This is a genomic window from Paenibacillus sp. 2TAB19, from assembly GCF_052115185.1.
Classification (GTDB): Bacteria; Bacillota; Bacilli; order Paenibacillales; family Paenibacillaceae; genus Pristimantibacillus.
Window position 1 is genome coordinate 1 of the sequence record NZ_JBFRGE010000087.1, and the last position, 24,064, is coordinate 24,064.

Below are 24,064 nucleotides of genomic sequence, written 5' to 3' on the forward strand. Positions count from 1 at the left end.
ATCCCGTAAAGAGGTGTTGTCCCAAAAGAGGGCAGCTCGCACAAAAAATGTCGTTGATTGGATTTCATACAGGCTAATGAACAAAATCGCATCATTGATGCAGTTTGAGTGGATTTTCTACAGGCAAATGAGCCTACAAGAGCGAAAATGAGTAAAATAGGTCGATTAGGTTGGATGTTTTCCAATCAAAGATTCTTTCCTGATCGGTCTGGCCGATTTGGTTGGATGTTTTCCAATCTAACAAAGGGGGCTGTCCCAAAGACAGCCCCCTTTCTTTAATCATTTTCAGGCAGCAAATTCATCTCGAACGGCTCGTCGCGATTGCATATCAGTTTGCCGTCCACAACATCAAGCTTAGCCGCTTGCACAGAGGAGCGCCTGCTCTCATATTGCCGCTCTTGACCTTCATTATTAAGCGCTCCGTTTCTGCCCGGATGAGTGAAGTAGAAAATATAGGCGTTATCGCCCTGCACGACGACATCCGCATGGAAGCCAATGCCGCCATCATCCTCGCGCGCTCCCGGCTGGTCAAGAATGAGGCCGTTACGCTCCCACGTATCCAGATCATCCGACCGGAATACGCCTTGACCTCTCCATTCATCGACGATCATCCAATAAGAGCCTTTGAACCAGAACACATTCGGCCCTTCGTGACCGCGTCCCGTAATGACCGGACCGACAACCTTCCACTCGTACAGATCTTCGCTGTCCGCCGCGTAAGTAAACGACTCGTTGTCTTCGTCTTTGTACCACATCCGGAAGCCGCCGCCCGGCAGCTCATGAATACATGAATCGATGACGCGGGACGAACTTAACGCGAGCTTGGAACGGAACGTCCAGTCGAGTAAATTCGGGCTCGTGTAGTGCATCACGTCGCGCCGATGATCCGGCCAGTCTACGGGCACGCCTTGAATATAGCTAACGTACATATGATACAAGCCGTCATGCCAGTAGATCTCCGGAGCCCAGAACGTGTTCCGCCCCCATTCGATATCAAGCCCTTGCAGCGTACCCCGGTACAGCCAGCTGTTGCCGCCGTCGCGCGAGGAAGCCACTCCGAGATCAGTACCGTGGACCCAAGCGAACTTAGTCCCTTCCGCCGTTGCCCGGCGATTCGTATAAATCATCCACCACTCCTGAGCTTCGCGGTTCCAAATGACGACCGGATCGGCCGCCCCGTCATAGATCGGATCTCGAAATAAAGGTGCGTTCATGCAGCTATCGTCTCCTTCGTTATTAAATCCACCTTAGTGCTGCTGATTACCCTTTGACAGCGCCGCCGACAATTCCTTTTACGATCTGCTTCTGCATCAGTATGAAGAAGATGAAAATCGGAATGAGCACGATAACCGTCAACGTCATGAATAACGGCCAATCAACGGCGAATTCGCCTTTGGCTTTGTATACCTGCAGGACAAGCGTCGCGTTGTCGGACGAGTTAAGGAACAGCATCGGCGCGAGAAAATCATTCCACACCCACATCGTCTGATAAATGATGGCTGTGACCGTAATCGGCTTCAGCAGCGGGAAAATAATGCGCCAGAAGATACCCCAAACGGTACATCCGTCGATTGTCGCAGCTTCGGACAGCTCCTTCGGGACTGTCTTCATATAGCCCATCATCAAGAAGAAGACGAATACCGAGCCGCCCATATAAATGAACATGATGCCGTACAGCTTATCGACAAGGTTGAATTGCGTCATCAGCTCGAATAGCGGAATAAGCGTCGTTTGGAACGGAATGAGGAAACCCGCCAGCAAATATCCCATAATAATACGGTTCGTCTTACCCGGGTTGAAGACGATCGGATACGCCGCCATCGCGCCGATCAGAACCATAAGAAGCACGGATATGACCGTAATGATCAAGCTGTTGCCGAAGCTTTGCAGCAGCGGCACTTCAGTGAAGACGCGCTCGTAATTGTCGAAATTCAGCTTCGTCGGCAGACTAAGCGGATTTCTTGCCGTCTCGACCGGCGTCTTAAGCGTGTTCACGATAATGAGATAGAAAGGGAAAAACGTAATGACCCCTACCGGCAGCATCACGATATCGAGCAGCCAGCTTTTGCGGGTTTTGTCCGTCATCATAACATCTTCTCCTCTCTGCGCTGCATGACCGTCACTTGGAAGTAGGTGAGCGCCAGCACGATCAGGAAGAAGACGATGGACATGGCGGATGCGAGTCCGAACTGCACTTCGGAGATGCCGCGAAGCACGATAACCTGCGTAATCGTATGCGTCTCGAAGCCCGGACCGCCCTTCGTCAGCGCGAACGGGATTTCGAATACTTTGAGGCCGCCAGTGAGGAGCAGCATGACGCTGATCGTCATGGCCGGAGCAAGCAGCGGCAATGTTATGCTGCGGATTTGCTGCCAGCGGTTAGCCCCGTCAATCGAAGCCGCTTCGTAATAATCCTTCGAGATGCCTTGCAGGAAAGCAAGATACAATACCGCATGCCAGCCAGCGCCCGCCCATACCGCGACAAGGATGGTCGACATCTTGGCTAACATCGGATCGGACAGCCAAGGCTGCGGCCCTGCCCCGAACAAGGTATGAAGCACGTTATTCAACACGCCCGAAGCGATCGGCGACAAGATGAAGCCCCACACGTATGCAAGGATTAGACCGCTCGGAATGGACGGGAAGAAGAAAATCGCACGGTGAATGTTTTTTGTATAGAAATTCCGGTCCAGCACGAGCGCAAGCACAATCGCCAGCAGCGTGGTCAGAATCGTTGTCGATATCGCGAATAAAAGCGTGTAAGAAATACCCGATATAATGGCGGCATCCTTGAAAATTTTAATATAATTCGTTAAACCTACGAAATCGTATTCCTTCGAATAACCGTTAAAGTTCGTCAAGCTGAATAAAAACGATTTGATAAGCGGGTAGATCGTGAATACCGTATAGAAAAACAAAATCGGAATAAGAAAAACTTGATACTGGAAAGATCTTAGCAGCTTCATCTCGCAGGCTCCCTCCCTCATGATACGGCCGAGGGGATTGCTCCCCTCTATTGCCGCTCACTTTCTCTTTTTATTTGCTTTCCATCTCTTTCAGCTTCTGGTCCATGGCTCCTGTAATCGTCTCAATCGAGCCTTTGCCGACGAGCAAGTCCTGTACGGACACGACCATCTGATTGCGAAGCGCTTCTTGGTGTCTCGGCCAAGAAACCATCGGGAGATAGAATTTGCCTGCGAGCAAACCTTCTTTGTACGCTTTCTCTAGAGCGGGGTGCACTTTGCTTTCATAACCTGGAAGCGTAATGATTTGACCCGTGCCTTTTTCGAAGTTTTCCAAGCCTTCAGGCGTAGACATGTATTCAACGAACTTAATGGCCGCGTCTTGGTTTTTCGAAGCGCTATTCACCGCGAAACCGACGTTTGGAGCGCCTGCATAATAGTCTTGGCCTGCCTCGGCGCCTGGAATCGCCATCATGCTGAATTGCAGCTCCGGATTCGCTTTCTCGATAGCCGGAATGTTCCATGGTCCGCCTTGAATCATCGCTACGTTGCCGATTGCGAATTCATTAACCATTTGATCCGCAGTCAAGCCCATCATATCGGAAGTAATGATTTTGTTGTCGACCAGACCTTCCTTCCACATTTGCAGCGGCTTCGTCCAACCTTCGGCAAACGTCGCTTCACCTGCGAACAGTTTAGCGTCATAGTCCGGATTGCCGGACAACGTTTGGCTAGCTACCAAAGCGCCTTGAATGGTGGAAATGTCGCCTGCGTTATCATACAGCGGTACGATTCCGGCTTCTTTCAGCTTCAGGCACAGGTCGATAAACTCTTGCCATGTTTTCGGCTCTTCCGTCGCGCCAACCTTCGCGAACAGCTCTTTGTTGTAATAGATGCCGCCCACCCAGCCGGCTTGGGAGAATGCATACGTTTTGCCGTCACGCGTGAACATGCCTTTGCTTGCGTCTGTCATCTTGGATATGAACGGCTGATCCGTCAAATCAAGCGCATAACCGCCATCAATCAGCTCATTGCGGTTCTCGGCCGCCATGATGAATACGTCCGTCGCCGAATTGGACAGCAGCATCGTTTGCAGCTTAGCGATATAGTCCTTAACCGGCGGAGCCGTTTGGAAGTCGATCGTGATGTTCGGGTATTTCGCCGTGAAACCGTCAATGACCGGCTTCATTTCGGTTTCATTGTTCCACGAGAGCAGGCTTAGCTTTACCTTTTTGTCTGTGCCGGCGCCTTCGCCGCCCGCTTCGCCCTCTTTGTTGCCGTTGTTGCCGTTACTGCCGCAAGCGGATAGGACAAGCGTCACCGCCATCATGGCKATCAAAAGCAATAAACTTGATTTTCTCATGCTGTATTCCCCCTGTTAACGAGTATTTGTAAGCACTTTCACCATTATGATAACGCTTTACTAGGGGCTCTTGAATTTACATCGTTGCACGGATTTTTGTACTTTGTTGCACGCTTACATATTGGGCGGTTGATGCTTGCCCCCACGGTAATCTTTTGGCGAGACCTCAAAGTGCTTTTTGAACGTTTTGCTAAAATGACTTTCGTCGACGAAACCGGTCATCTCCGCAATGACGCTGTTTTTCAAATTCGTACCCGACAGAAGCTCCGCGGCCTTATCCATCCGGATCTGCGTCACGTACTGCCAGTAGTTGATACCGAATTGCTGTTTGAACAAGCGGCTTAGCTGATATTTATCCAAGCCATACCTATCGGCGATGTGCTGCAGCGATAAATCTTCCTCGTAATGCAGCTCGATATGCGACTTGATTCTTGTGATCGTTTCTTCCGTCCGCTCGGCGGCGTGGTCCGTTCTGACAACCAAGCTATCGATTACAGTGTAGAAGTATGATTCCAGCTCGGCAGCGGTATGAAGCTTCCTCAGCCTCTCCAGCGTTACCGGTTCAATATCCGTCGCGAAACGCTTCGAACGGATTATCGCCTGCTCGGCCATCGTCAAGTAATGTTTGCATAAGCGGTATACTTGATCCGGCTTCAGCCTTAGCTCTTTAAAAACGTTGAACAAAGCAGCAACAATGTCCTTCATCGCCTCTTGCGAGAAGGCCAGCGAGAATTTTTCCTCGAACGACTTATCGAACTGCTCATAAAGCTGCATGGTCCACGGCTCTGACTTGGCAGCCTCACTGCCGACTTGAACCGTGACTGATGAATAGAAGCCGCTTGCCGCAGCAACGCTGCTTTGAGCCAGGAGTCCGTATAGCTCCTCCGGTGTATCGCCAATCGCGCTTAGCCCTATGGTGACGCGACATAGCGGATAATCTGATTGCCAAGACAATACAGCTGTCTCCCCTAAATTCACGAGCTCGTCCATCCGGGCATCGCTGGTCAACCCTAGTACGGCTGCGAACTTAAGCGAATAAACTTGTGCAAGAACCTTTAGCTCCGCCACAGGCTCCATCCGATTCAACAAAGAAACTAACCCGTCCCTATGCAACTGCTCACCCGTAATCTGAACAATTAAATATCGTTTAATCCCGAGCAATGGGAAGGCTGACCTCGCCGCCGCAACAATACTCTCCTCGTCACCGCTTTGCTCCTGTTCTTGCCTGAAGTAACTCGTTATCGCACTGCCAAGCTCCGTCTGTTGTTCCGCCTTCAGCTCCTCAATCAGCTCCTTAAGCGCTGAATCAAGCTGTGCGGTATCGACCGGCTTGAGCAAATATTGTGCAACGCTTAGCCGAAGCGCCTCCCGAGCATATTCGAACTCATCGTAAGCGCTCAATATGATCGTTTTCGGCTTATGGGGCAGCTGCTGCAGCTGCTTCAATGCCTCGATGCCGTTCAAGTGCGGCATTTGAATGTCGATAATGAGCAGCTCCGGCTGCCATTGCTCAGCCAGCTCGGCAGCTTCCCGTCCGTCGTACGCATGCTTAATCTCCGTAATGCCGAGCGACTGCCAATTCATCATTTTATCCAAAAAAGTATGCAGCGATTGCTGATCGTCCGCAATAAGCAGCCTCATCCTTCTCTCTCCCTTCATCCTTGATGTGAATTAATCCATAATGGGCAGCAGGATGGAAACTCTCATTCCCACTCCCTGCTTGCTATAGATGCGGATGCCATAAGGCTCTCCGTATTTGAGCTTAATTCGTTGATTCACATTGTATAAGCCGATATTGTCGCTTTTCTGCGTCGTGCTGTTAATATGCCTGGTCAACTCCGCCGCACGTTCCTTGGACATGCCTTGTCCGTTGTCGGATACAACGATCAGTACGCCCTTGCGACCGCCGACCGCTTTAATATGGATGGCACCCTCCCGGATATGGTCGCCGAAGCCGTGACGAATCGAATTCTCAACGATCGGCTGAAGCGTCAGCTTCGGTATTTTGCGGCGCAGCACATCCCGGTCTGGAATCGAGAACGATACACGGATACCGTTATTGTATTTTTTGTTCAGAATATACAAGTAGTCCGACACATTGTTGATCTCGCGCTCCAGCTCCACTTCCTCCTCCGAGCGTTTCATGGAGTACCGGAACAGGTTGCTGAGCGACAGCACGATATGATTCGATTCCTCGGTATTGCCGCATACGATCTCCGTCTGCAGCTGCTGCAGCGTATTAAACAGAAAATGCGGATTGATCTGCGCCTGAAGCGTCTTCAACTCTTCTTCCTTCAAGTTAATTTGCGTCAAATAGTTTTGCTTAATGAGCAAATCTATCCGGCCCATCAGCCCTTTAAATTTGTCGCCGATCTGATTAAGTTCCCTATAACGGTAATCCCTCGGCTTCACATACAAAGAATCATCCTCGCCCATTCTGTCGAGCGCCGCCATCAATCTTCTCACCGGCAGCGAGATGCGCAACGTAATGAGCAGGCTGATAAGCGTGTTCGCAATCAAGCACAAGTAGAGGATGCGACCCAAATTCGTCTTGAGCGGCTGCGACTGGCTCGTAATATCGGACATCGGTACGGTCGAGATCATTTTCCAGCCGCTGACGGCGGTAGGCTGATAAATGACGAGCGTCTCAACCCCGTCGATATTTTCTTGAAAGTGGCCCGAAGGATGCTCGTACAGCTTCTCTTCCGAAGGAAAGTCGAGTACTTGTCCAATTTTAGCGCTGTCCTTATGGACGATAATATGGCGGTTCTCATCAATCAGGAAGATGCTGCCCTTGTTCTGATAAGCGCTTTGCTCGAACATGCCGTTGATTTTTCCCAAATCCAAATTCCCAATAACCGCCCCGAGAATTTGCCCCTGATACCCCTTAACTTGCAACACCACCGACAGCACCGGCTGATTGTAACGCGTAATATCCGTGGATAGATAATAGTCCTGCATATGAACGCCGATGCTGAAGAAACTGCCTTGCGGATTACGCTCGAACGTCTGCTTCACCCACGGTTGCGACTGGAAAGGGTAATCCCATTGTAACGTTTTGCGTCCGTCCAAATTGTTGACGTACCCCGTCTCGCCTATCATAAGGACGTCGCTGATCAGCGTTTGATAGGTACTTACGCCCTGCGCAATCTCCGAAATGTTGCGCTCATGCTGAAGCCTGCTCTCGATGCCGATCTTCTGATGCTCCTTCATCATCGTAATAACGGAGTGATTGCCGGCCAGCATGACGAGCGAGCGCTTCGACTCCTCCAGATTGAAGCTCAGACCTAGCGCCGCTTGCTCCATCACCTTGTTGCTGGAGCTGACGATTTCGTCCGTGATCATCTTCGTGGAGTCCTTGATGGACAGGTAGCCGAGCAGAAGCAGAAGCAGCACATTAACGAGTAAATAAGATACGAGTATCGTCCGCATAATCGTCCGGTCCAGAAACGTGTGCCGCAAATATACGAAAACTTTCTTCATGTTGTCCCTCGTTTTCACTGGGCGCCCCCCTGCCTTTGTCATTTCTAGAGGGTATTATAGCACGACACCGTTTAATTGTACGTACAAGCTGTAAGCTGTAAGTAATGCAATAGGGACCTTTTCCTGTGCAGCCTTCACGCGTTGCAAACCATTCATAACCATTCGCGCACACGTATGAGCAAAAAAAAGGATGGAGCAGAAATACAGCCTGCTCCATCCCTTTACTCAATTACTGAAACAATTTACATCCTCAGCGGCGCTTCGGCCAAATCCGCACGCGTCTGCAAGTAGCGGAAGAACGCAACCGACGCTTCGGCGCGGGTGACCAGCTTCCCAGGCAAAAACTTGCCGTCCGACAAGCTCATGATTTTCAGTCCTACCACAATCGCGGCCTGACCTTTGTTCTCGATCTGATCCGAGTCCTTGAAGCTCGCTTTAAAGATATGATCGTACTCGGCAAGCGCATTATAGCCAAGCGCTCTTACAATCAGCTCCGACATCTCATCGCGGCTGACTTTGCCGTCCGGATTGAAGGAGCCATCGCCGATGTCGATCAAGTTCTGCGCCAGTGCGCTTTCGACGTAAACGAAGTAACTGGAATCCGCCGCAACGTCGTCGAATGAAGCTTTCTCCAGCGCTGCCGAAGCTGTTCCCATGTCGTACATTGGAGAGTTTCCGCTATTGCGCGCAAGCACAAGCATCTTAATGAGCTCGCCCCGCGTAACCTGTTCACTCGGCCGCACCTTGCCATCCTTCACATCAAGCGCTTTGTAAGCAACCATCAGTTCAAGCTGACGCTGTGCCCAATGGCCCTCGATGTCGGTTGCCTTCGGCTTCTCAAGCTGTGTCGCCTCGCCGGTCTCGCGATTCCGCCAGCTTCCCGTCTCCGCATCGAGGAAGATGCTCTCGTCAAGCGGACGCGGTACGAGACGGTAGACGAGCTCCGCTTCGTTTTTCGTCGTAAGCTGCGACTCGCTCGCTTCGCCTGCCGCGATCAGCACTAACATTTTTTGATACGGAATCGGTTGACCTTCCCACCAATATTGTTGAACTAGCTGGTAAGCCAATTCCGTACGGTAATAGCCTAGCCACTTCGATATGGCTGCATCCTTCGTGATGACGCCTGGCGGTGAAGCCGGATAATCGAAATCTGCGATATTTCCGTTGTAATCCGTCACTTCTCCCGTACGGGAATCAATCGATACGCCAATATTGTCATATTCCACGGTTGCCCCATGAACTTTGCGAACGAACTCGATTCGATAYGATCCGATCTCGCCCGCGGTCTTGCCTTCATATGTTTCTGGTTTAGGGGAGACGATATAAAGCTCATGCGTTAGCCATGGCAGCTGCTTCTTGACCGTTGCCGTCGCCAGCTCCATTGCCTGCTGCAGCGATACAGGCGCTTTGTCTGTCTCTCCCTTCTCGGGAGACGCCGAATAATTGTAGTTATAGAAGTTGCGAATGGCACCTGACTGGCCGTCGACTGTGGCCGATAGGAAACCTTGCTCCTTGCCGTCCTTCGTAATCGTCCAGTTCAAATCCCAATATGCATTCGTTTTGCCCGAGTATTCGTCCTTATTTTCATTGTAATTGGAATGCGACAGCACGGCATCTGCCGGAAGCTTGAATGCTGCTTTCACAATCTCCACCGCACGCTGTTCCGTAATATTGCTGTTCGATGGCTTCGTCCCATCCGGCTTCGCAGTCAACGGAGTCTTAGATACCGTGCCTTGACGATAATACGAAATGTTCGTACGGTCCTTCGTGTCTCCGCTCACGGCATCAATCGCCAAGGAGTCCAGCTTGTAGCTAAGAACAGGCTTGCGCTCTCCCTTCGCGCTGTACGGAATGATATACGCCAGCTCGGGCTTAGCTGCCGCGCGCAGCTTAGCGTCCGCTTGCTCTGCTGTAAGCGTCGTGCTTACCTTCGGAAATACAATCGTTTCATCCCAGCGCAGCGAATAGCTCATCATATGTCCTTCGCTGTCAATCTCCGCTTCAATGTAGTTATCCGCATACGGAATGCCGTTCACGATCCGGTCGAACCGCAGCATATGTCGAACCTGACCAGTAAGCGGAGGCAGCAGTGATACACCATATTCCGTATTCAGCTTAACTTGCGATTCGTAATTAGGCGCCAATGTATGTATAAACTCAAGTGCAAGCTTCTGCGCCGCATCCCTCTCCACTTTGAGAGGATAGGTTGGTTTAGCCGACGGGTTATCGACATACGTTCGAAACTCCAACAGCTGGCCGTTATCCGCATGAATGCGTACATAGATGCTGCCTTGCTGCTTGCCGTTTACTTTCTTCACAAAATCGAGACTCCATGTATTGCGTTTCCCGACCGCTAGCTGTTCTGACGAGAAGCCAGTCCCTTGGAGCGTATACTCCTTCGGAATGTTTACGTACTGTCTGGCGAGTGCTTCCGCCTTGACCTTCGTAATCTGAGCATTCGTGCCGCTTTGGACGGCCGTTTCGCTGCCCGCTGCCGCGCTAGCGCCTCCACTGTCGGCACTATCGGCAAATGCTTGTCCTGGCAGTGTACCCATAATCATTGCAGCCGTTAATATCGTTGCGAGCTTCGTACGATTATTGCGCCTCACTACTTCGTCCTCCTTTATTTTTCCAATACTTACATCCTATAAAACGGAAGTAGCCGGTTGGAAGTTGCACCCATTTAAAAAACAAAAAAACTGTCTTCTTTCCGCAAAGGGAAGGAAGACAGCTTTCATTGCTAAGCAGCTCTCCGACTGGATACGAGCCCCCATAGCTTCTGTAATATAAATATGCCAAGCCAAACGGAGAAAATAATAAAGATCGGCATGACGGTGAAATTATACCGATATTCCGGCACGAATACGAGTCTGATCATAGACATAATAACGAGCACGACTGCCAGCATAACGCCCGGATGTCTCCAGCGCCAGATCAGTCCGAGAAGCGTGATAATGCTGCTGTATACGATGAGAAGATGCAAGTAAGCGACCTTCGGATACGCATAGAAAATCGGAGAATGTCCCGATCCGAAGAACATATGGCCATATGTATACTTCAGCTTGCCAACCGTGTACCACTTCACGTACGTCCATGTTTGCGTCGTAAAGCCTGCTTTAATGCGCGCCCATGCGTAATCCGACTGCGTCATCCATTTTTCCTTCTGCACAATACGATCCTCGTAGTTTTTGTCCGGATACGTACCCGCGGAGAATGGATTGGACTGCGAAGATGTAAGTACGAATTCATTCAGCGACACAATATTGCGAATCCACCATGGCAGCATCGTAGCGGACAAGCATAGACCCGTCACGACACCGAGCAAAACGATCTTTTTGAATACGTCAGACAACGGCTTGCGATCAATCCCTGTCGCCTTCCTATTCTTGCTCCACTGTTGAAGCAGGAATACACCGTACAAAGGAACGAACAGCGGTAAAAACTCAGCCCGTACAAGTACGGTTAAGCCGAGCAGCAGACCTGCAATTGCCGCATCTCGAATGCGCTGCGTCTTGAACGCATACATCTGCATCGACAAGTATGCCATAAGCAGGAATAATGCCAACGTCTCTGTGAGCACCGCGCCAGTTGTCCAGATGAACGGATGATAAATTGCGCCAATGAAAATGGAGATCAAAGCGATCCACTTATTTTTCGTTGCTTGCATGGCGATGATATACATCAGCGCGAGCGAAGCTAAGCTAATAAGCACTTGCGCCCATCGAATCAGCGGGAAGTATTCCACACCGATCTGTTCGCCAATAAGGTACATGCCCGTCATAAAGAGCGGATAACCCGGCGTTACGCGCGCGTTCGGTACTTCTTCTTTGTATGCATAGATGCCTTTGTCGACAAGACGATGAACCATTTCATTGTAATACTTCGAGTCATGCGAAATGTTATGCTTAACCGATGTTAGAAAATCGGCTCTTAACCAGAAAGCAAGCAAAAAAATCAGGACGATCATGATCGTCCAAACTTTGTTCTTCCGTACCCATTCCAACAAAATAAACGGCCCCCTCAGACGATAACACAACCTATTTCCAAGCTAATACGATAACTCCGACCAAAATAATTCCCGCCCCTATCCAGCGTTGCAGCGGAACGGTCTCGTGGAACAAGTAAACTGCAGCCACCATGCCGAGCACGTAGGCTAAGCTTTGTAGCGGATACGCAAGGCTGAGCGGCAGCTTCTTCAATACGTACAGCCACATCACCGTTGCAATTCCGTATAGAACAAGCCCTCCCCAAATATGAGGCGACCATAATAAAGTAACGACCGATTCGCCTTTGGCGGTATCGAGCTTGTTCATTCCGGTTTTCCACAGCAGTTGACCGCAGACGAGCAGTAAAATATTAAAAGCCAGTACAACGTATGCAGCCATTACGATTCCGACCTTTTGCGATCATGAAGCTCATGATGCAGAATGCCAAGCTCTTGCGTCAGACGAATGACCTTCTCCGACAGCTTGGATACGATCACGGTAAGGTGAAGAATGAGCGCTACGCAGAACAGAATTCCGACTAAGAACAAGAGCGCCGGCGCATAATCGACACCGATCGAGTCGGCAAGCGAATCGATAATTTGCGGTCGCACGGACAAGATGAGCATGACGACGCCGAACAGCAGCCACAGCATGGAATACTGCTCGCGCAACAGCCTTCTATTAATCAACATAATAAGTACAATCAGAAAAGCGACACTTGTGATAATCCACAAGGCTTGCATGGAATTTCCCCCTCAAACATAAACGACTGATGCCGCTTGATTACGACTGAACTTCAACTGGTTTTGTTTGTTTCAGGCTTCGGATGAACAAAGCCAATGTTACTTTAATCATATAATACACCGATCTCATCGCATTTATAGATGAAGTGCCTCCCGTGCGTGCTTCCATTGTTACGGCTACCTCGCTCGTGCGAAGTCCGCTGCGATTGACGAGCACGATCGAATCCACTTCCGGATAATCGGTTGCATAGTCGCTTTGGAACACCGATATCGCGCGTTTATTAGCCGCACGGAAGCCGGACGTCACGTCGAGCACTTTTTTGCGTGTCATGGCGCTTACGATCGTCGACAAAATTTTGATGCCGATCCGTCTTGACGTCGTCGACTGGAAACCTGTTTGTTCAATAAACCGCGAACCAATCGCAAGGTCAGCCTTGCCGCTCAGTACCGGGGACAAAATAAGGTGAAGCTGCTCGGCTTTGTGCTGTCCATCTCCGTCCACTTGCACAGCGACATCATAGCCGTAACGATGGGCATAACGATAACCGGTCTGCATGGCTCCGCCAATACCAAGATTTGTAGGGAGTGTGATGACGGCTGCGCCGTTCGCTTCAGCAACTTCCTTCGTGCGATCCTTCGAGCCGTCGTTAATGACGAGAATATGAGCAGACGGGCAATGCGTCTTCACATCATGGATAACGTGGCTTATGCTATGCTCTTCGTTATAAGCCGGTATTATGATCAAAATTTTTGAAGACGTATTTCCATTCCGCAGAGACTCACCTGTAACGGCGCCGTCCTTCTCAGAAATGACTGCGTTCACTCCATCATCACTCCATAAATCGTAGTTTTTGTTGACGCTCCATTGTTCACAATACCTCTAATTCTACTAAACTTCTCTATTAGAAAGCAACTGAAAAGGTTGTGAAAATGTGTAATTGTTGTCGTTTTTACACGAATCTATGCATCCACTTGTTCCCTATTCTAGCATTTATTTCGGAGAGGAAATAAGTGAAAGAAAAAAAATACCGCCTGGCAACCAGCATTGAACTGATTCCAGACGATATTTAGACGTTTGTTTTTGCCCTATTGTTGCTTACAGTTGACCAGCAATTTTTGCTTTCAAAGCGTCTTTGCTTTGTACGCCGACCATTTTGTCAACCGGTTGACCGTCTTTGAACAAAATAAGCGTCGGGATGCTCATTACGCCGAATTGCGAAGCAAGCTCAGGCTCTTCGTCAACGTTGATTTTCGCGATTACAGCTTGGCCTTCCAGTTCAGTGGAAAGCTCCTCTACGATCGGAAGCTGCATTTTGCAAGGTCCGCACCATGGCGCCCAGAAGTCAACAAGGGATACACCGCTTTGTACGCTTTGGGAAAAGTTATCTTTCGTCAATGCTACTGCCATTTCAATCATCCTCTCCAAACAATGTGTATGATTAAGGGATAACCCGTCTCATCCTTACCAAATCCAAATTCGAAGCTACGAACAGGCGTGAATCTGGCCAAGCACGTCTTGAATCGTAATTGCGCTAAAATGCTCCTCCAGCTGCTTCTCCGCCTTGCAAAAAATACCGAACATGACTTGATTCATATTCGATCCGACGACGCAATCCATCTCTGGATTGCCTGAGCACCAGCTTGGCATGAGCGACCCCTGCGCCATGACGCGGTAGATGTCGGCTAGCGTGACGATGCTTGGGTCAATGGTCAGACGATATCCTCCGCCAGAACCTTCGCGTGTATTCACGTATCCGCTTCGACGCAATGCGCTCATCACCTTGCGAACGCGTGCGGAGTGCGTACCGACATTATCGGCAATCATCTCGCTGCTCGCCATTCGTTCCGGCAAATAAGCCAAATAAACAAGACTGTGTACGGCAATCGTAAATTCACTGTTCACTATGAACGGGCCTCCCTGCTTCTTACTGTAATTTTATCCGTTACAGTTGTATTTGTCAATAGCCAGGTGCACGCCGTTCATCATTATATTGCGGTGCGCCGCGGCGAACTATTCTCTGCAAAAAGTGGAGAGGAGACAGCCGCATAATTTTACGAGCGGTTGTCATCATTTAGTGCCGTAACTGAATAAATATGAATTGTGCCGATTGCACAAAGGCTCCGAATTAAGTTTTGTCTTAGCAAAACCAGGTTTAGGCTTCCGATGCGAGTTTTGTCATACAAAACAAAGTTAATGCTTCCGAAGTAGTTTTGCTACGCAAAACTTTAAAGGAGGTGAACACAATCATGGCATTTTGGAATCGATGGGTATCGATTCGTGCGGAGGGCGGATCGAGAGTCGATCTGATTGATCGGCTGCAAGCGCATCTGAAAGCCGGCGGACTGAAATCGAAGATTACGAACGAGAGCAGCTCCGTGAAACGAATTCATGTATTGAAGAAAGATCTTGATCAAGCCAAGGCGCTGCTCGATGCGTTCGACAAAGAGCATTAGCCGGGGCAACAGACGACGAAACAAATGAAGGCAGCGATCCGGATCGGAATCGCTGCCTTGCTGTTGCCATAAGTTATGATTTGCTTATTCCTTGCGACGAACGCCCGTTAAGCGGCGAATGCTTCATCCATCGATAACCTTTGCGCACGCTGTTCATGACCCATTCAGGAATCGCAATMGTATGCTTGGACAAGAACGGCATATAAATACGGTTATACGCCTTCTTCAAGTCGTCCCACATCGCGCATGGCTCCTCCTTCAAGAAGTCGGATATGTCGACGACGATTCCTTTGCCGTCCGCCACCATAACATTTTTGCCATGAACATCATGAGGAAATAGTCCTTGCGAACGCRCATAATCGAGCGCTTGGTCAATATCGTCGATCACGGTCTTCGGGATCGTTATCCCTTCAAGCACGCATTTGTACAAGGTTTTGCCTTGCAGCCTGCGCAGAATCAAGTAGTAATGCCCGTCATGCTCGCCGGCATGGTAACAAGTCGAATAAGATGGATGATCGCCAATACGGCGATACACCTCGCACTCGCTTTCCCAGCCTTCACGGCCAGGCGCATATACTTTCACGGCAATATCCGCGTCATCGGGATGGTAGAATACGCTGGCATAGTTGCCTGCTCCAAGCAGCTTCCATTCCTTCGGCATCGCCTTCACATGTATCGGATTGCCCGGGTCTACGCTTTCGAGCTTAAGCTCTGCCAGCAGCGTATGCTTCACTTTATCGATAAATGATTCCAATCTTTGTGCATCCATAGGTGACAGAGCTCCCTTTCCTTACAATTCGTTTCCAGTCCCTTTCATTGTAAGGCGTTCCTCTGCAAAAATAAAGCGTTCATACGTTGAAAAGGGCTATCGCCGCATAAGGCTGCTTAATGTCCGCCGCCACTTACGACCTTCAGGCCGATTACCCCGATAATAATCATCGCTAGAAACATGATTTTACGCCAATCCTTCGATTCCTTGAACAACACCATGCCGAGCACTACCCCGCCTACCGAGCCGATACCCGTCCATATCCCGTAAGCTGTACTAATCGGTATCGTCTGAAGCGCTTTAGATAAGAAGAAGAAACTAACGAAACCCGATGCGATCGCCCCGACTGTACCCTTCCATTTGCGAAAGCCGTCCGACAGCTTCATGAACGTAACCCCGCCGACTTCGCCTAAGCCAGACAGGAGCAAAAATAACCATGCCATCTTATCGTCACGCCCTCTCCTGCTGTCTTAACTGCCCTGTGTTCGTTTCCTGCGAAGGGTCTTCCTTCTTGTCTTTAGAGACAAGCTTAAGTCCGACGATACCCGATATAAGCAGCACGATGAAAAATAACCGCCAGAAATCAACGGGCTCTTTAAGAAACAATATGCCTGCTATGACTGTTCCGACGGTGCCCATCCCTGTGAACATCGCGTACGCAGTGCCTATCTCAAGAATTTGCATCGATTTGGCGAACAGATAGAAGCTCGCAGCGAGCAGCACTACCGTAATGATGCTCGGTACCAAGACTGTAAAGCCCTCTGAATATTTGAGCCCGAACGTCCAGCCCACCTCTAGAAAACCTGCCAATAATAAATAAATCCATGCCATTTTCCGTTCATCCTTCCTTGTTGTTAAGTGTCCATAGCTGCCAGAGTGATTCCCATAAAAGCTGCTTGCGCTGCTCGAATAATGTGCTGTCATAAAACTGATATTCCACCAGCAAGCCATCAACGAAAACATACAGCTCTGCGACCATCCGCTCTTCATCCCGATCGGCAAAAATGCCTTCTCCAGTCCCTTGGCGAATAATTTCAACAATCCGCTCCGACAATAGATCCTCATATTGAAGAAAGACAGTCCGTAATTGCTCGCGCAAATGGCGCGGCGGCACGACCATCGTTCGCTTCAGAAACGCTTGACCGCTCGACAGGTGGGAAAAGTCGGAGAAGAAATCGAATATGCGATAAAGCTTGCGTTCGACCGGCTCTTCCCGAAGCTGCAGCAACAGTGTGTTGTAATGCTCCCACTCCTCATCGATTACCTGCTGCATAAGCCCAAGGAAAAGCTGCTCCTTCGACTTGAAATGCGCGTAGATGGAAGGCGTCTTAATGCCGACCTCCTTCGCAATCTGAGACATCGACGCTCCTTCATAGCCGGATTCCGTGAAATGCGTAAGGGCAGCCAGCTTAATCTTCTCCGGCGTCGTTAAGTTATCGTCCATGCCATCACTCCCATTCGACTAACGTTCGTTGCCTAACGAACGTTAGGGATCACTATATAATAGTACAGTAGATTCGATAAGTCAAAAAAAAAAAAAAGAGCCCAATCGGTTCCTTCTCAGGCTTCCGATTAGACTCTTAGTGTTACACGTCATTCGATTTTAATTTACGGGAAAAGAACAAGATGCCATTGACGATCATTCCCGCCGCCGTACCGCATACGACCGATACGAGATTCAGGATAAAGAAGAAAAACATCGCCAATCCATCGCCGATCTCGCCCCCGCCCTCCGGCAGCAGGCCCGATATGGCAAACCCGATTACAAGGTTCAAAGGAATCCACAGCAGCACAATAAATACGGGAAAGTACCAGTGCCTGCTGCGGAACAGCCAAATGATCGGAACAGCAAACATTGCGGCTAACAGCAGGCAAATGATGTAGCTATACTCGATAACAAATGCGGCGTAATAGGATGCGATGTACACCGCATTCGTGACAAGCGCGTAGGCGACGCTGAGCAGCGAAGCATTCCGCGCCGAACGTTTGAACCATGCATACTTATCGCTTATTTCCTCCATTATACGGCCACGATTTCCTTAATGGCCTGCAGGAAAGCATCCATTTCCTCATCCGTTCCAATGCTGATTCGCAAGTACTCATCGATGCGCGGCTGCGCAAAGTAGCGGACAAGCACGCCTTTGTCGCGAAGCTGCTGGAAGATCGACACTGCCGGCTTGTCCGGGTACGAAGCGAATACGAAGTTTGCCTTCGAGTCTGTAACCTTGAATCCAAGCGCAGCAAGCTCGCCCGCTACGCGGTCACGCGTACGTATAACCTTCTCCGTCGTTTCCCGGAAATAAGCATCATCCTGGAACGCTGCTATTGCTCCAGCTAGAGCAAGCCTGTCCATTGTATAGGAGTTGAATGAATTTTTGATCCGATTCAGCCCATCAATAAGCTCCTCGCTGCCGAAAGCAAAGCCAACACGAAGTCCTGCGAGCGAGCGTGACTTCGAAAGCGTCTGTACGACGAGCAAATTCGGATATTGCGGGATTAGGCTAATCGCAGATTCACCGCCGAAGTCGATGTAGGCTTCGTCGATAATGACCGCTTGGTTCGGATTGCTATCCAGCACTGTGCGGATATCGTCCAGCGACATCAGTTTGGCTGTTGGCGCGTTCGGATTCGGCAGGATGACGCCGCCGTTCTCCTTCGCATAATCGGCTGGATGAATATTGAACGAATCATCCAGAGGAATGAGCTCCGATTGCAGCCCGTACAGCTTCGCGTACACTTTATAGAAGCTGTACGTAATGTCAGGATACAAAATCGTCTTCGCCGGATCAAAGAAAGCTGCAAAAGCGAACGCCAAGATCTCGTCCGAGCCATTGCCCGCGAACACCTGACCCGCTGGCAGCTTGTAATAGTCCGCGACCGCCGCAATTAACGCTTCGCAGGTCGGATCCGGATACAATCTCAGATCGTCGCCTGCCGCCGCTTGAATAGCCTCGATAACTTTAGGAGAGGGTGGGTACGGATTCTCATTCGTGTTCAGCTTGATATACGTTTTATCTTTCGGCTGCTCGCCTGGTACATAAGGAACCAGCGAAGCCGTTAATGGACTCCAAAATTTGCTCACAGAACAACATTCCTTTCAACTTCTGAATATGTTTGATTTTATTATCTTATCACTATTAATCGATATATTTGATACAAACGGTGTATATATACCGATCGTTTTTCCGCAAGTGCAGTACGTTTCACGTTTTGTTAAAAGTAGAGAGAAAACAAAATGATGCGCGGGAGTGGGAAAAATGAAATCATGGTACAGGAGTATATACTGTCCACCGCTCATTCCGAAGAAGTGGAAAGCTTGATTGAACAAAGTAAATCCTGGCGCGAGAACATCGAAACAACGCAATTTCCAGCTATCGAATCAGGCAACGATGAGCTCGCGATGCAAATATTGCAAGACACGGTAACACCTATCGGAAGAGAACCCAGCACAGGCTTTGACGAGCTCGCTGCCAAACGGGAATTACAGACGCAAGAGGCGAGCCAATCCGTCCTGCACCACGGCAAGACGCTGGAGCTCATAATTGTCATCATCGCCGCTGTCGCCATCGTGCTCGGCATTCTGCTCGCTATTATGATGTCCGGCATGATAGTTGGACCTGTCCTTAAGATTGCAACGCGGATCCGAATGATATCCGAGGGCGATCTTCGCGGGGATGTATTAATATATTCAAGCTTGCGTATGTAGATAACGCAGATTACAGGCCGGCCGGCGAGGTATTCGTTGGCCGGCTTCTTTATTCACCTTTTTTTGTAAACAAAAAGCATAATGTGCGTAAAGATCAGCCCGAGCAGCGCGCCAACCGTATTTAAGATAATATCGTCGACGTCGAAGCTGCCCACATGTGTAAGCATTTGAATAAGCTCGATAATCGCAATCCATGCAATCGTGAAAGCGGCAAGTCTAATCGGATTCCGATATTTGACGCGTAAGAGCGGAGCGAAGATGCCAATAGGAATGAATAATACAATATTGCCGAAAATATTAGTGAACCAAATGTTCCAATTCATATGATTGCGGTAATAAATATAATTTTTGATCGTATGGAGCGGAACGATATTGTATGAATAGCCGGCTCCGTAGAAGCGATCGCGATAAAGCAATAAATGGAACATAATAAAAACATAGATAAGTGCGGCAACCGTTAGCATCAGGTTAAATAGGATGCTTTTGCTGTAAGCCTTCTTGTACACGTTGCTTCGGATCACCTCGCAGCCGTGTTATTTTTCGGTTTGCCTCGCACCATATAGGTTCTAAAATCATTTCTGCCTCGAATCTCGAGACCATTCAGCTGATAGCCGTTCGAGCAGCCGCCGTCAATGCCGATCTTTCCGTCGCCGAACCAAATGTCAGACTTGCCGTGAATATCCCTCGTCTTCGTATGGCCGAAAACAACCGTCTTGCCGACACGCGTCGGTTGCTTGATGAACGGCTCTTTAATGTAAAGAAAGTCACGCTCCGGCTGCTCCTTCCAATTGTCGAAGGCCGGGTTCAATCCCGCGTGGACGTAAATGAAATGTTCATCCTCGTGGTAGAGCGGCAAGCTGTCTAGGAAATCAAGATGATGCGTATAAGATTGCTTCACGGTCGCTTTCATTTGGGACAGCAGCTTATCCAAGGAAGAATGGCCTACCTCTGCGTAGCTCTCTGCCGTTTGGCGTCCGCCATGACCCGTGAACTTATGTAATGCCTGCTCGCTTCTCTCCAGCACCACATCAACGAAACGCTCGTCGTGGTTGCCCTTGATTGCGATCGCGCCGTCATCCTTCACCAGCTTGATGACCTGCTCCACGACCTCCCGGCTGTTCGGCCCCCGATCGACAAAATCGCCAAGCAGCAGCAATTGATCCTCGCCCGGCTTGTAGCTCATAAGCGCGAGCAGCTCGTTCAATGCCCCATGGCAGCCATGAATATCGCTAATGACTAATTTACGCTTCATATTCTTCTCCCCATAATCGCAAGATCACGCTCGACACCGTCCAGTTCGGCCACCTTGGGAAGCAATCCCCACTCAGCGAAGCCGAACTTACGCAGCAAGGATAAGCTCGGTTCATTATGTCCGAATACGAATCCAAGCAGCGTGCGGATGCCGAGGCGCGGGCTCTCTTCTATCGCTTTGGCAAGCAATATCGAACCTATTCCCATCGAGCGGTATTCTTCCGCAATATAGATGCTGATTTCTGCCGTTGCCTGGTAGGCGGGTCTGCCATAAAACGATTGGAAGCTGAACCATGCTGCGAGTTGTCCATCAATTAGAAGCACCCACATCGGCCGCGACTCCGGCGAGTGCTCCTCGAACCACTTCTGCTTGCTCTGGACGGTTGCCTCCTCCAGATCAGCCGTAACCATCCGGCTCGCGACGGTAGAGTTATAAATCTCGACGATACGCGGCAGGTCGCCGGGCTGCGCATCGACTATTTCGTATTGAAAGCTTTTCATTGTGTTCACCTCGTACATGTTATCCCGTGATGTTATTTGTCGCTGCTTTTCTTGAAAGGCTGCGCCTCGCAAGTCTTCCACCTAAGTATGTGAAGAGGATAATGGACGCGTCGTACGTTAAATTAATTAGCAATTGATCACTATAAGTATCTTGCAGCTGATTAATCGTCCCGATCAAATGATATGCGGATATAATAATGCCGAGCAGTAGACTTTGATTGGGAATACCTCGACGTGCAAGTTTGAACGTATAATAACCTGCCGCGAATGTAGCCAGTATGCTGATTAGAAATTCAAACTTCCATTCATTATTGGGCAATAAATCGAATAGGCCATMTGTAAAGACAGCAATAAGAATGTATCCAAATACAATAGTTGAAATAACATAAATCAGTAAGCCAATTGATAGCGCTTTGAAATCGAAAGACTTCAGCAAGAAGGTCGCTCCTCTAGCTCGGAGATATAACGCGCGTATGCCTCCGGCGTATTCATATTCGTGAAAACGATCGACGCTTCTTCTATCGTCGGCGTGACTTCAATCCTTGGCAATGCCTCCAACAGGCGCATGAACCRGTAATCGCCGCGCTGTAGAGCCTCTTCCGCTTGTACATGCAGACTTGCTTCATAAAATGCATGCATCGGCTGACCGGAGGCGTGTATTACACCCGCTCCCTCGCCGAATGACCAAAGCCTGTCTCGCAGCTTCTCCAGCAGCGGCAGTGAGATCGTCGGCATATCGCATGCAACGACGAACACCCAACCTGTATCGATGCTTGCCAGCCCGGCATGCAGACCCGAGAGCGGACCGCAGCCCGGGTAACGGTCGTAAGCAAAGCTTGTTTGCGGGCCGAGCTCAGCCAATGCGGTTTGGTATGATTGCTCCCGATTAGGCGCGCCTGCCGCAACCGTCACTTTCATCCCGAGTGCGGCAAGCTGCTTAACGAGAAGATAGAGCAACGGCTTCCCGTTGATTGGCAGGAGCGCCTTATCCGTCCCCATCCGCGAGCTCTGGCCGCCAGCAAGAACGAGGCCATGCAAAGACTGCTGCTGTTGAGCATGATCGGTCATAGACCTTCTCCCTCCGGAAAATAACACAGCCTGCTTCGCAAATATGCTCGGCAGGCTGCAATGTGTCATATTAAGCTTTAGTCGGGTCGAAGGAGCTTTTCAAGGAAACGATACGGTTGAAGGCCAGCTTCTCCGGCGTCGTGTCCTTCGGATCGACATTGAAATAGCCGTGGCGGAAAAACTGGAACTTGTCGCCGCCCGTCGCATCCTTCATATTCGGCTCAACAAAGCCTTGCAGCACTTCAAGCGAATTCGGATTGATACATTCGAGGAACGGCTTTCCTTCCTCTTCGGCTTCGTTCGTAATAAGCGGCTCATAGAGACGGAAATCGGCTGCAACCGCTTGTGATGCCTCCACCCAGTGAATGGTGCCCTTCACTTTGCGCTCATTGAAGCCGGAACCGCTCTTCGTGCGCGGATCATACGTGCAACGAAGCTCGATTAAATTGCCGTCAGCGTCCTTGATCGCCTCTTGGCATGTAATGAAGTACGCGTGCTTGAGACGCACCTCGTTGCCAGGGAACAGACGGAAGTATTTGCTCGGCGGATTTTCCATAAAATCGTCTTGCTCAATATAAATTTCGCGGGAGAACGGAATTTGGCGTTCGCCCATCGCTTCATTCTCACTGTTGTTCTCTGCCGTCAGCAGCTCCGTTTGCCCTTCCGGGTAATTCGTGATGACGACTTTAAGCGGCTTAAGGACCGCCATCGTGCGAAGCGCCTTGAGCTTCAGGTCTTCGCGGATGAAGTGCTCCAGATTGCGCTCATCGACAATGCTGTTGCTCTTCGCCACGCCGATCTCGCGGCAGAACGCCCGAAGCGATTCCGGAGTATAGCCTTTGCGGCGAAGTCCGCTGATCGTCGGCATGCGCGGATCGTCCCAGCCGACAACGACACCTTCGTCTACCAGTTGCTTCAGCTTGCGCTTGCTCATTACGGTGTTCGTCACGTTCAGACGGGCGAACTCGTATTGATGAGGCGCCGCTTCCATCTCGCATTCGGCAATCGCCCAATCATAGAGCGGACGGTGATCTTCGAACTCTAGCGTACAGATGGAGTGTGTTATGCCTTCGATCGCATCGCTGATCGGATGCGCGTAGTCGTACATCGGGTAGATGCACCATGCGTCGCCCGTGCGGTGGTGATGGGCGTGCGCGATGCGGTACAAGACAGGATCGCGAAGCGTAATGTTTGGCGAAGCCATGTCGATCTTGGCGCGAAGCACTTTCTCGCCGTCTTTGAACTCGCCAGCGCGCATACGCGCGAACTGATCGAGATTCTCTTCTACGCTGCGGCTGCGATACGGGCTTTCCTTGCCCGGCTCGGTCAGCGTTCCGCGATACTCGCGCATTTCCTCGGCTGTCAGCTCGCAGACGTAAGCTTTTCCTTTTTTGATCAGAAGCACTGCGCGATTGTACAGCTCCTCGAAGTAGTCCGACGCAAAGCGAAGCTCGTCCCACTCGAAGCCCAGCCAACGCACATCCTCTTGAATCGATTCTACGTATTCCGTGTCTTCCTTAAGCGGATTCGTATCGTCGAAACGAAGATTCGTTTTGCCTTTGAATTCATCGGCAAGCTCGAAGTTCAAACAAATTGATTTCGCATGTCCGATATGCAAATAGCCGTTCGGCTCAGGGGGAAAGCGTGTGACGATTTCCTGTACGCGGCCGCTCTTTAAATCTTCGACTACGATGTTTTTAATAAAATTTGAGGATGATGACTTCGATTCCACTGCGTTTTCCATCACGACCAACCTTTCCCTCGGAGAATATATATC

26 protein-coding genes are annotated in these 24,064 nt (G+C 50.0%); 2 read left to right on the forward strand and 24 right to left on the reverse strand.

Annotated elements, in window-relative coordinates; genetic code table 11:
* Positions 1 to 275: 275 nt before the first annotated feature.
* From AB4Z33_RS26150 to AB4Z33_RS26210, 13 genes are all read right to left on the reverse strand, one after another.
* Positions 276 to 1,214 (reverse strand): glycosyl hydrolase, encoded by a 939-nt coding sequence (locus AB4Z33_RS26150; RefSeq protein ID WP_442052711.1) that lies wholly within the window; start codon positions 1,212 to 1,214, stop codon positions 276 to 278.
* Positions 1,215 to 1,260: 46 nt separating this feature from the next.
* Complete coding sequence (locus AB4Z33_RS26155; RefSeq protein ID WP_442052732.1) at positions 1,261 to 2,085, reverse strand: carbohydrate ABC transporter permease; 825 nt, start codon at positions 2,083 to 2,085, stop codon at positions 1,261 to 1,263.
* Positions 2,085 to 2,966: a carbohydrate ABC transporter permease gene (locus AB4Z33_RS26160; RefSeq protein WP_442052712.1), complete on the reverse strand. Its 882-nt coding sequence runs from the start codon at positions 2,964 to 2,966 to the stop codon at positions 2,085 to 2,087. The genes AB4Z33_RS26155 and AB4Z33_RS26160 overlap by 1 nt, the downstream gene beginning before the upstream one ends.
* 70 nt (positions 2,967 to 3,036) lie before the next feature.
* Positions 3,037 to 4,326 (reverse strand): ABC transporter substrate-binding protein, encoded by a 1,290-nt coding sequence (locus AB4Z33_RS26165; protein ID WP_442052713.1) that lies wholly within the window; start codon positions 4,324 to 4,326, stop codon positions 3,037 to 3,039.
* 114 nt (positions 4,327 to 4,440) lie between these two features.
* A complete protein-coding gene (locus AB4Z33_RS26170) occupies positions 4,441 to 5,967 on the reverse strand; it encodes a response regulator transcription factor (RefSeq protein WP_442052714.1) in 1,527 nt (508 codons plus the stop codon).
* 30 nt (positions 5,968 to 5,997) lie between these two features.
* On the reverse strand, positions 5,998 to 7,809 hold the full coding sequence (locus AB4Z33_RS26175; protein WP_442052715.1) for a cache domain-containing sensor histidine kinase: 1,812 nt from the start codon (positions 7,807 to 7,809) through the stop codon (positions 5,998 to 6,000).
* A 242-nt stretch (positions 7,810 to 8,051) separates the two neighbouring features.
* Positions 8,052 to 10,418: an S-layer homology domain-containing protein gene (locus AB4Z33_RS26180; RefSeq protein WP_442052716.1), complete on the reverse strand. Its 2,367-nt coding sequence runs from the start codon at positions 10,416 to 10,418 to the stop codon at positions 8,052 to 8,054.
* 131 nt (positions 10,419 to 10,549) lie between these two features.
* Entirely contained in the window at positions 10,550 to 11,815 is a 1,266-nt protein-coding gene (locus AB4Z33_RS26185) for a phospholipid carrier-dependent glycosyltransferase (RefSeq protein ID WP_442052717.1), read from the reverse strand.
* Between the two features lie 31 nt (positions 11,816 to 11,846).
* Positions 11,847 to 12,194, reverse strand: a complete 348-nt coding sequence (locus AB4Z33_RS26190; protein WP_337103975.1) for an EamA family transporter — start codon at positions 12,192 to 12,194, stop codon at positions 11,847 to 11,849.
* Positions 12,194 to 12,538, reverse strand: a complete 345-nt coding sequence (locus AB4Z33_RS26195) for a DUF2304 domain-containing protein (protein ID WP_442052718.1) — start codon at positions 12,536 to 12,538, stop codon at positions 12,194 to 12,196. The genes AB4Z33_RS26190 and AB4Z33_RS26195 overlap by 1 nt, the downstream gene beginning before the upstream one ends.
* Before the next feature lie 40 nt (positions 12,539 to 12,578).
* The gene (locus AB4Z33_RS26200; protein WP_442052719.1) at positions 12,579 to 13,361 is read right to left on the reverse strand and encodes a glycosyltransferase family 2 protein; all 783 of its coding nucleotides are present in this window, start codon (positions 13,359 to 13,361) and stop codon (positions 12,579 to 12,581) included.
* Positions 13,362 to 13,634: 273 nt separating this feature from the next.
* Complete coding sequence (gene trxA / locus AB4Z33_RS26205) at positions 13,635 to 13,946, reverse strand: thioredoxin (protein ID WP_337103972.1); 312 nt, start codon at positions 13,944 to 13,946, stop codon at positions 13,635 to 13,637.
* 75 nt (positions 13,947 to 14,021) lie between these two features.
* Positions 14,022 to 14,441, reverse strand: a complete 420-nt coding sequence (locus tag AB4Z33_RS26210) for an RrF2 family transcriptional regulator (protein WP_337103971.1) — start codon at positions 14,439 to 14,441, stop codon at positions 14,022 to 14,024.
* 344 nt (positions 14,442 to 14,785) lie between these two features.
* On the opposite strand from AB4Z33_RS26210, the gene AB4Z33_RS26215 reads away from it, so the two are divergent.
* On the forward strand, positions 14,786 to 14,992 hold the full coding sequence (locus tag AB4Z33_RS26215) for a hypothetical protein (RefSeq protein WP_442052720.1): 207 nt from the start codon (positions 14,786 to 14,788) through the stop codon (positions 14,990 to 14,992).
* Between the two features lie 73 nt (positions 14,993 to 15,065).
* Here AB4Z33_RS26215 and AB4Z33_RS26220 read toward each other — a convergent pair whose 3' ends face one another.
* The 6 genes from AB4Z33_RS26220 to hisC all read right to left on the reverse strand — a co-directional run bounded on the left by AB4Z33_RS26220 (position 15,066) and on the right by hisC (position 18,843).
* Positions 15,066 to 15,761: a serine/threonine protein kinase gene (locus AB4Z33_RS26220; RefSeq protein ID WP_442052721.1), complete on the reverse strand. Its 696-nt coding sequence runs from the start codon at positions 15,759 to 15,761 to the stop codon at positions 15,066 to 15,068.
* Between the two features lie 116 nt (positions 15,762 to 15,877).
* On the reverse strand, positions 15,878 to 16,204 hold the full coding sequence (locus tag AB4Z33_RS26225) for a DMT family transporter (protein WP_442052722.1): 327 nt from the start codon (positions 16,202 to 16,204) through the stop codon (positions 15,878 to 15,880).
* 7 nt (positions 16,205 to 16,211) lie between these two features.
* Positions 16,212 to 16,592, reverse strand: a complete 381-nt coding sequence (locus AB4Z33_RS26230; protein ID WP_442052723.1) for a DMT family transporter — start codon at positions 16,590 to 16,592, stop codon at positions 16,212 to 16,214.
* Positions 16,593 to 16,599: 7 nt separating this feature from the next.
* Positions 16,600 to 17,205: a TetR/AcrR family transcriptional regulator gene (locus AB4Z33_RS26235; protein WP_442052724.1), complete on the reverse strand. Its 606-nt coding sequence runs from the start codon at positions 17,203 to 17,205 to the stop codon at positions 16,600 to 16,602.
* Positions 17,206 to 17,347: 142 nt separating this feature from the next.
* Positions 17,348 to 17,782, reverse strand: coding sequence for a hypothetical protein (locus tag AB4Z33_RS26240; protein WP_442052725.1), 435 nt, complete (start codon positions 17,780 to 17,782; stop codon positions 17,348 to 17,350).
* Positions 17,782 to 18,843 (reverse strand): histidinol-phosphate transaminase, encoded by a 1,062-nt coding sequence (gene hisC, locus AB4Z33_RS26245; RefSeq protein ID WP_442052726.1) that lies wholly within the window; start codon positions 18,841 to 18,843, stop codon positions 17,782 to 17,784. Before hisC ends, AB4Z33_RS26240 begins: the two co-directional genes overlap by 1 nt.
* Positions 18,844 to 19,026: 183 nt before the next feature.
* Between hisC and AB4Z33_RS26250 the strand changes: the two genes are divergently transcribed.
* Entirely contained in the window at positions 19,027 to 19,467 is a 441-nt protein-coding gene (locus AB4Z33_RS26250; RefSeq protein ID WP_442052727.1) for a hypothetical protein, read from the forward strand.
* 53 nt (positions 19,468 to 19,520) lie between these two features.
* Here the strand turns inward: AB4Z33_RS26250 and AB4Z33_RS26255 are convergent, their stop codons facing one another.
* The 5 genes from AB4Z33_RS26255 to AB4Z33_RS26275 form a co-directional block, all read right to left on the reverse strand.
* Positions 19,521 to 19,988 (reverse strand): VanZ family protein, encoded by a 468-nt coding sequence (locus tag AB4Z33_RS26255; protein WP_442052728.1) that lies wholly within the window; start codon positions 19,986 to 19,988, stop codon positions 19,521 to 19,523.
* Complete coding sequence (locus tag AB4Z33_RS26260; RefSeq protein WP_442052729.1) at positions 19,985 to 20,719, reverse strand: metallophosphoesterase family protein; 735 nt, start codon at positions 20,717 to 20,719, stop codon at positions 19,985 to 19,987. The genes AB4Z33_RS26255 and AB4Z33_RS26260 overlap by 4 nt, the downstream gene beginning before the upstream one ends.
* Complete coding sequence (locus tag AB4Z33_RS26265; RefSeq protein ID WP_442052730.1) at positions 20,716 to 21,219, reverse strand: GNAT family N-acetyltransferase; 504 nt, start codon at positions 21,217 to 21,219, stop codon at positions 20,716 to 20,718. Before AB4Z33_RS26265 ends, AB4Z33_RS26260 begins: the two co-directional genes overlap by 4 nt.
* A 429-nt stretch (positions 21,220 to 21,648) precedes the next feature.
* Positions 21,649 to 22,287 (reverse strand): molybdenum cofactor guanylyltransferase, encoded by a 639-nt coding sequence (gene mobA / locus AB4Z33_RS26270; RefSeq protein WP_442052731.1) that lies wholly within the window; start codon positions 22,285 to 22,287, stop codon positions 21,649 to 21,651.
* A 70-nt stretch (positions 22,288 to 22,357) separates the two neighbouring features.
* Positions 22,358 to 24,031, reverse strand: coding sequence for a glutamine--tRNA ligase/YqeY domain fusion protein (locus tag AB4Z33_RS26275; RefSeq protein ID WP_442052733.1), 1,674 nt, complete (start codon positions 24,029 to 24,031; stop codon positions 22,358 to 22,360).
* Positions 24,032 to 24,064 lie beyond the last annotated feature (33 nt).

Coding starts and splice junctions, on each gene's coding strand:
- AB4Z33_RS26150 (WP_442052711.1), bottom strand. CDS start 1,214: ATGAACGCACCTTTATTTCGAGATCCGATCTATGACGGGGCGGCCGAT.
- AB4Z33_RS26155 (WP_442052732.1), bottom strand. CDS start 2,085: ATGACGGACAAAACCCGCAAAAGCTGGCTGCTCGATATCGTGATGCTG.
- AB4Z33_RS26160 (WP_442052712.1), bottom strand. CDS start 2,966: ATGAAGCTGCTAAGATCTTTCCAGTATCAAGTTTTTCTTATTCCGATT.
- AB4Z33_RS26170 (WP_442052714.1), bottom strand. CDS start 5,967: ATGAGGCTGCTTATTGCGGACGATCAGCAATCGCTGCATACTTTTTTG.
- AB4Z33_RS26175 (WP_442052715.1), bottom strand. CDS start 7,809: ATGAAGAAAGTTTTCGTATATTTGCGGCACACGTTTCTGGACCGGACG.
- AB4Z33_RS26190 (WP_337103975.1), bottom strand. CDS start 12,194: ATGGCTGCATACGTTGTACTGGCTTTTAATATTTTACTGCTCGTCTGC.
- AB4Z33_RS26195 (WP_442052718.1), bottom strand. CDS start 12,538: ATGCAAGCCTTGTGGATTATCACAAGTGTCGCTTTTCTGATTGTACTT.
- trxA (WP_337103972.1), bottom strand. CDS start 13,946: ATGGCAGTAGCATTGACGAAAGATAACTTTTCCCAAAGCGTACAAAGC.
- AB4Z33_RS26215 (WP_442052720.1), top strand. CDS start 14,786: ATGGCATTTTGGAATCGATGGGTATCGATTCGTGCGGAGGGCGGATCG.
- AB4Z33_RS26225 (WP_442052722.1), bottom strand. CDS start 16,204: ATGGCATGGTTATTTTTGCTCCTGTCTGGCTTAGGCGAAGTCGGCGGG.
- AB4Z33_RS26230 (WP_442052723.1), bottom strand. CDS start 16,592: ATGGCATGGATTTATTTATTATTGGCAGGTTTTCTAGAGGTGGGCTGG.
- AB4Z33_RS26235 (WP_442052724.1), bottom strand. CDS start 17,205: ATGGACGATAACTTAACGACGCCGGAGAAGATTAAGCTGGCTGCCCTT.
- AB4Z33_RS26240 (WP_442052725.1), bottom strand. CDS start 17,782: ATGGAGGAAATAAGCGATAAGTATGCATGGTTCAAACGTTCGGCGCGG.
- AB4Z33_RS26250 (WP_442052727.1), top strand. CDS start 19,027: ATGGTACAGGAGTATATACTGTCCACCGCTCATTCCGAAGAAGTGGAA.
- AB4Z33_RS26260 (WP_442052729.1), bottom strand. CDS start 20,719: ATGAAGCGTAAATTAGTCATTAGCGATATTCATGGCTGCCATGGGGCA.
- AB4Z33_RS26265 (WP_442052730.1), bottom strand. CDS start 21,219: ATGAAAAGCTTTCAATACGAAATAGTCGATGCGCAGCCCGGCGACCTG.
- AB4Z33_RS26275 (WP_442052733.1), bottom strand. CDS start 24,031: ATGGAAAACGCAGTGGAATCGAAGTCATCATCCTCAAATTTTATTAAA.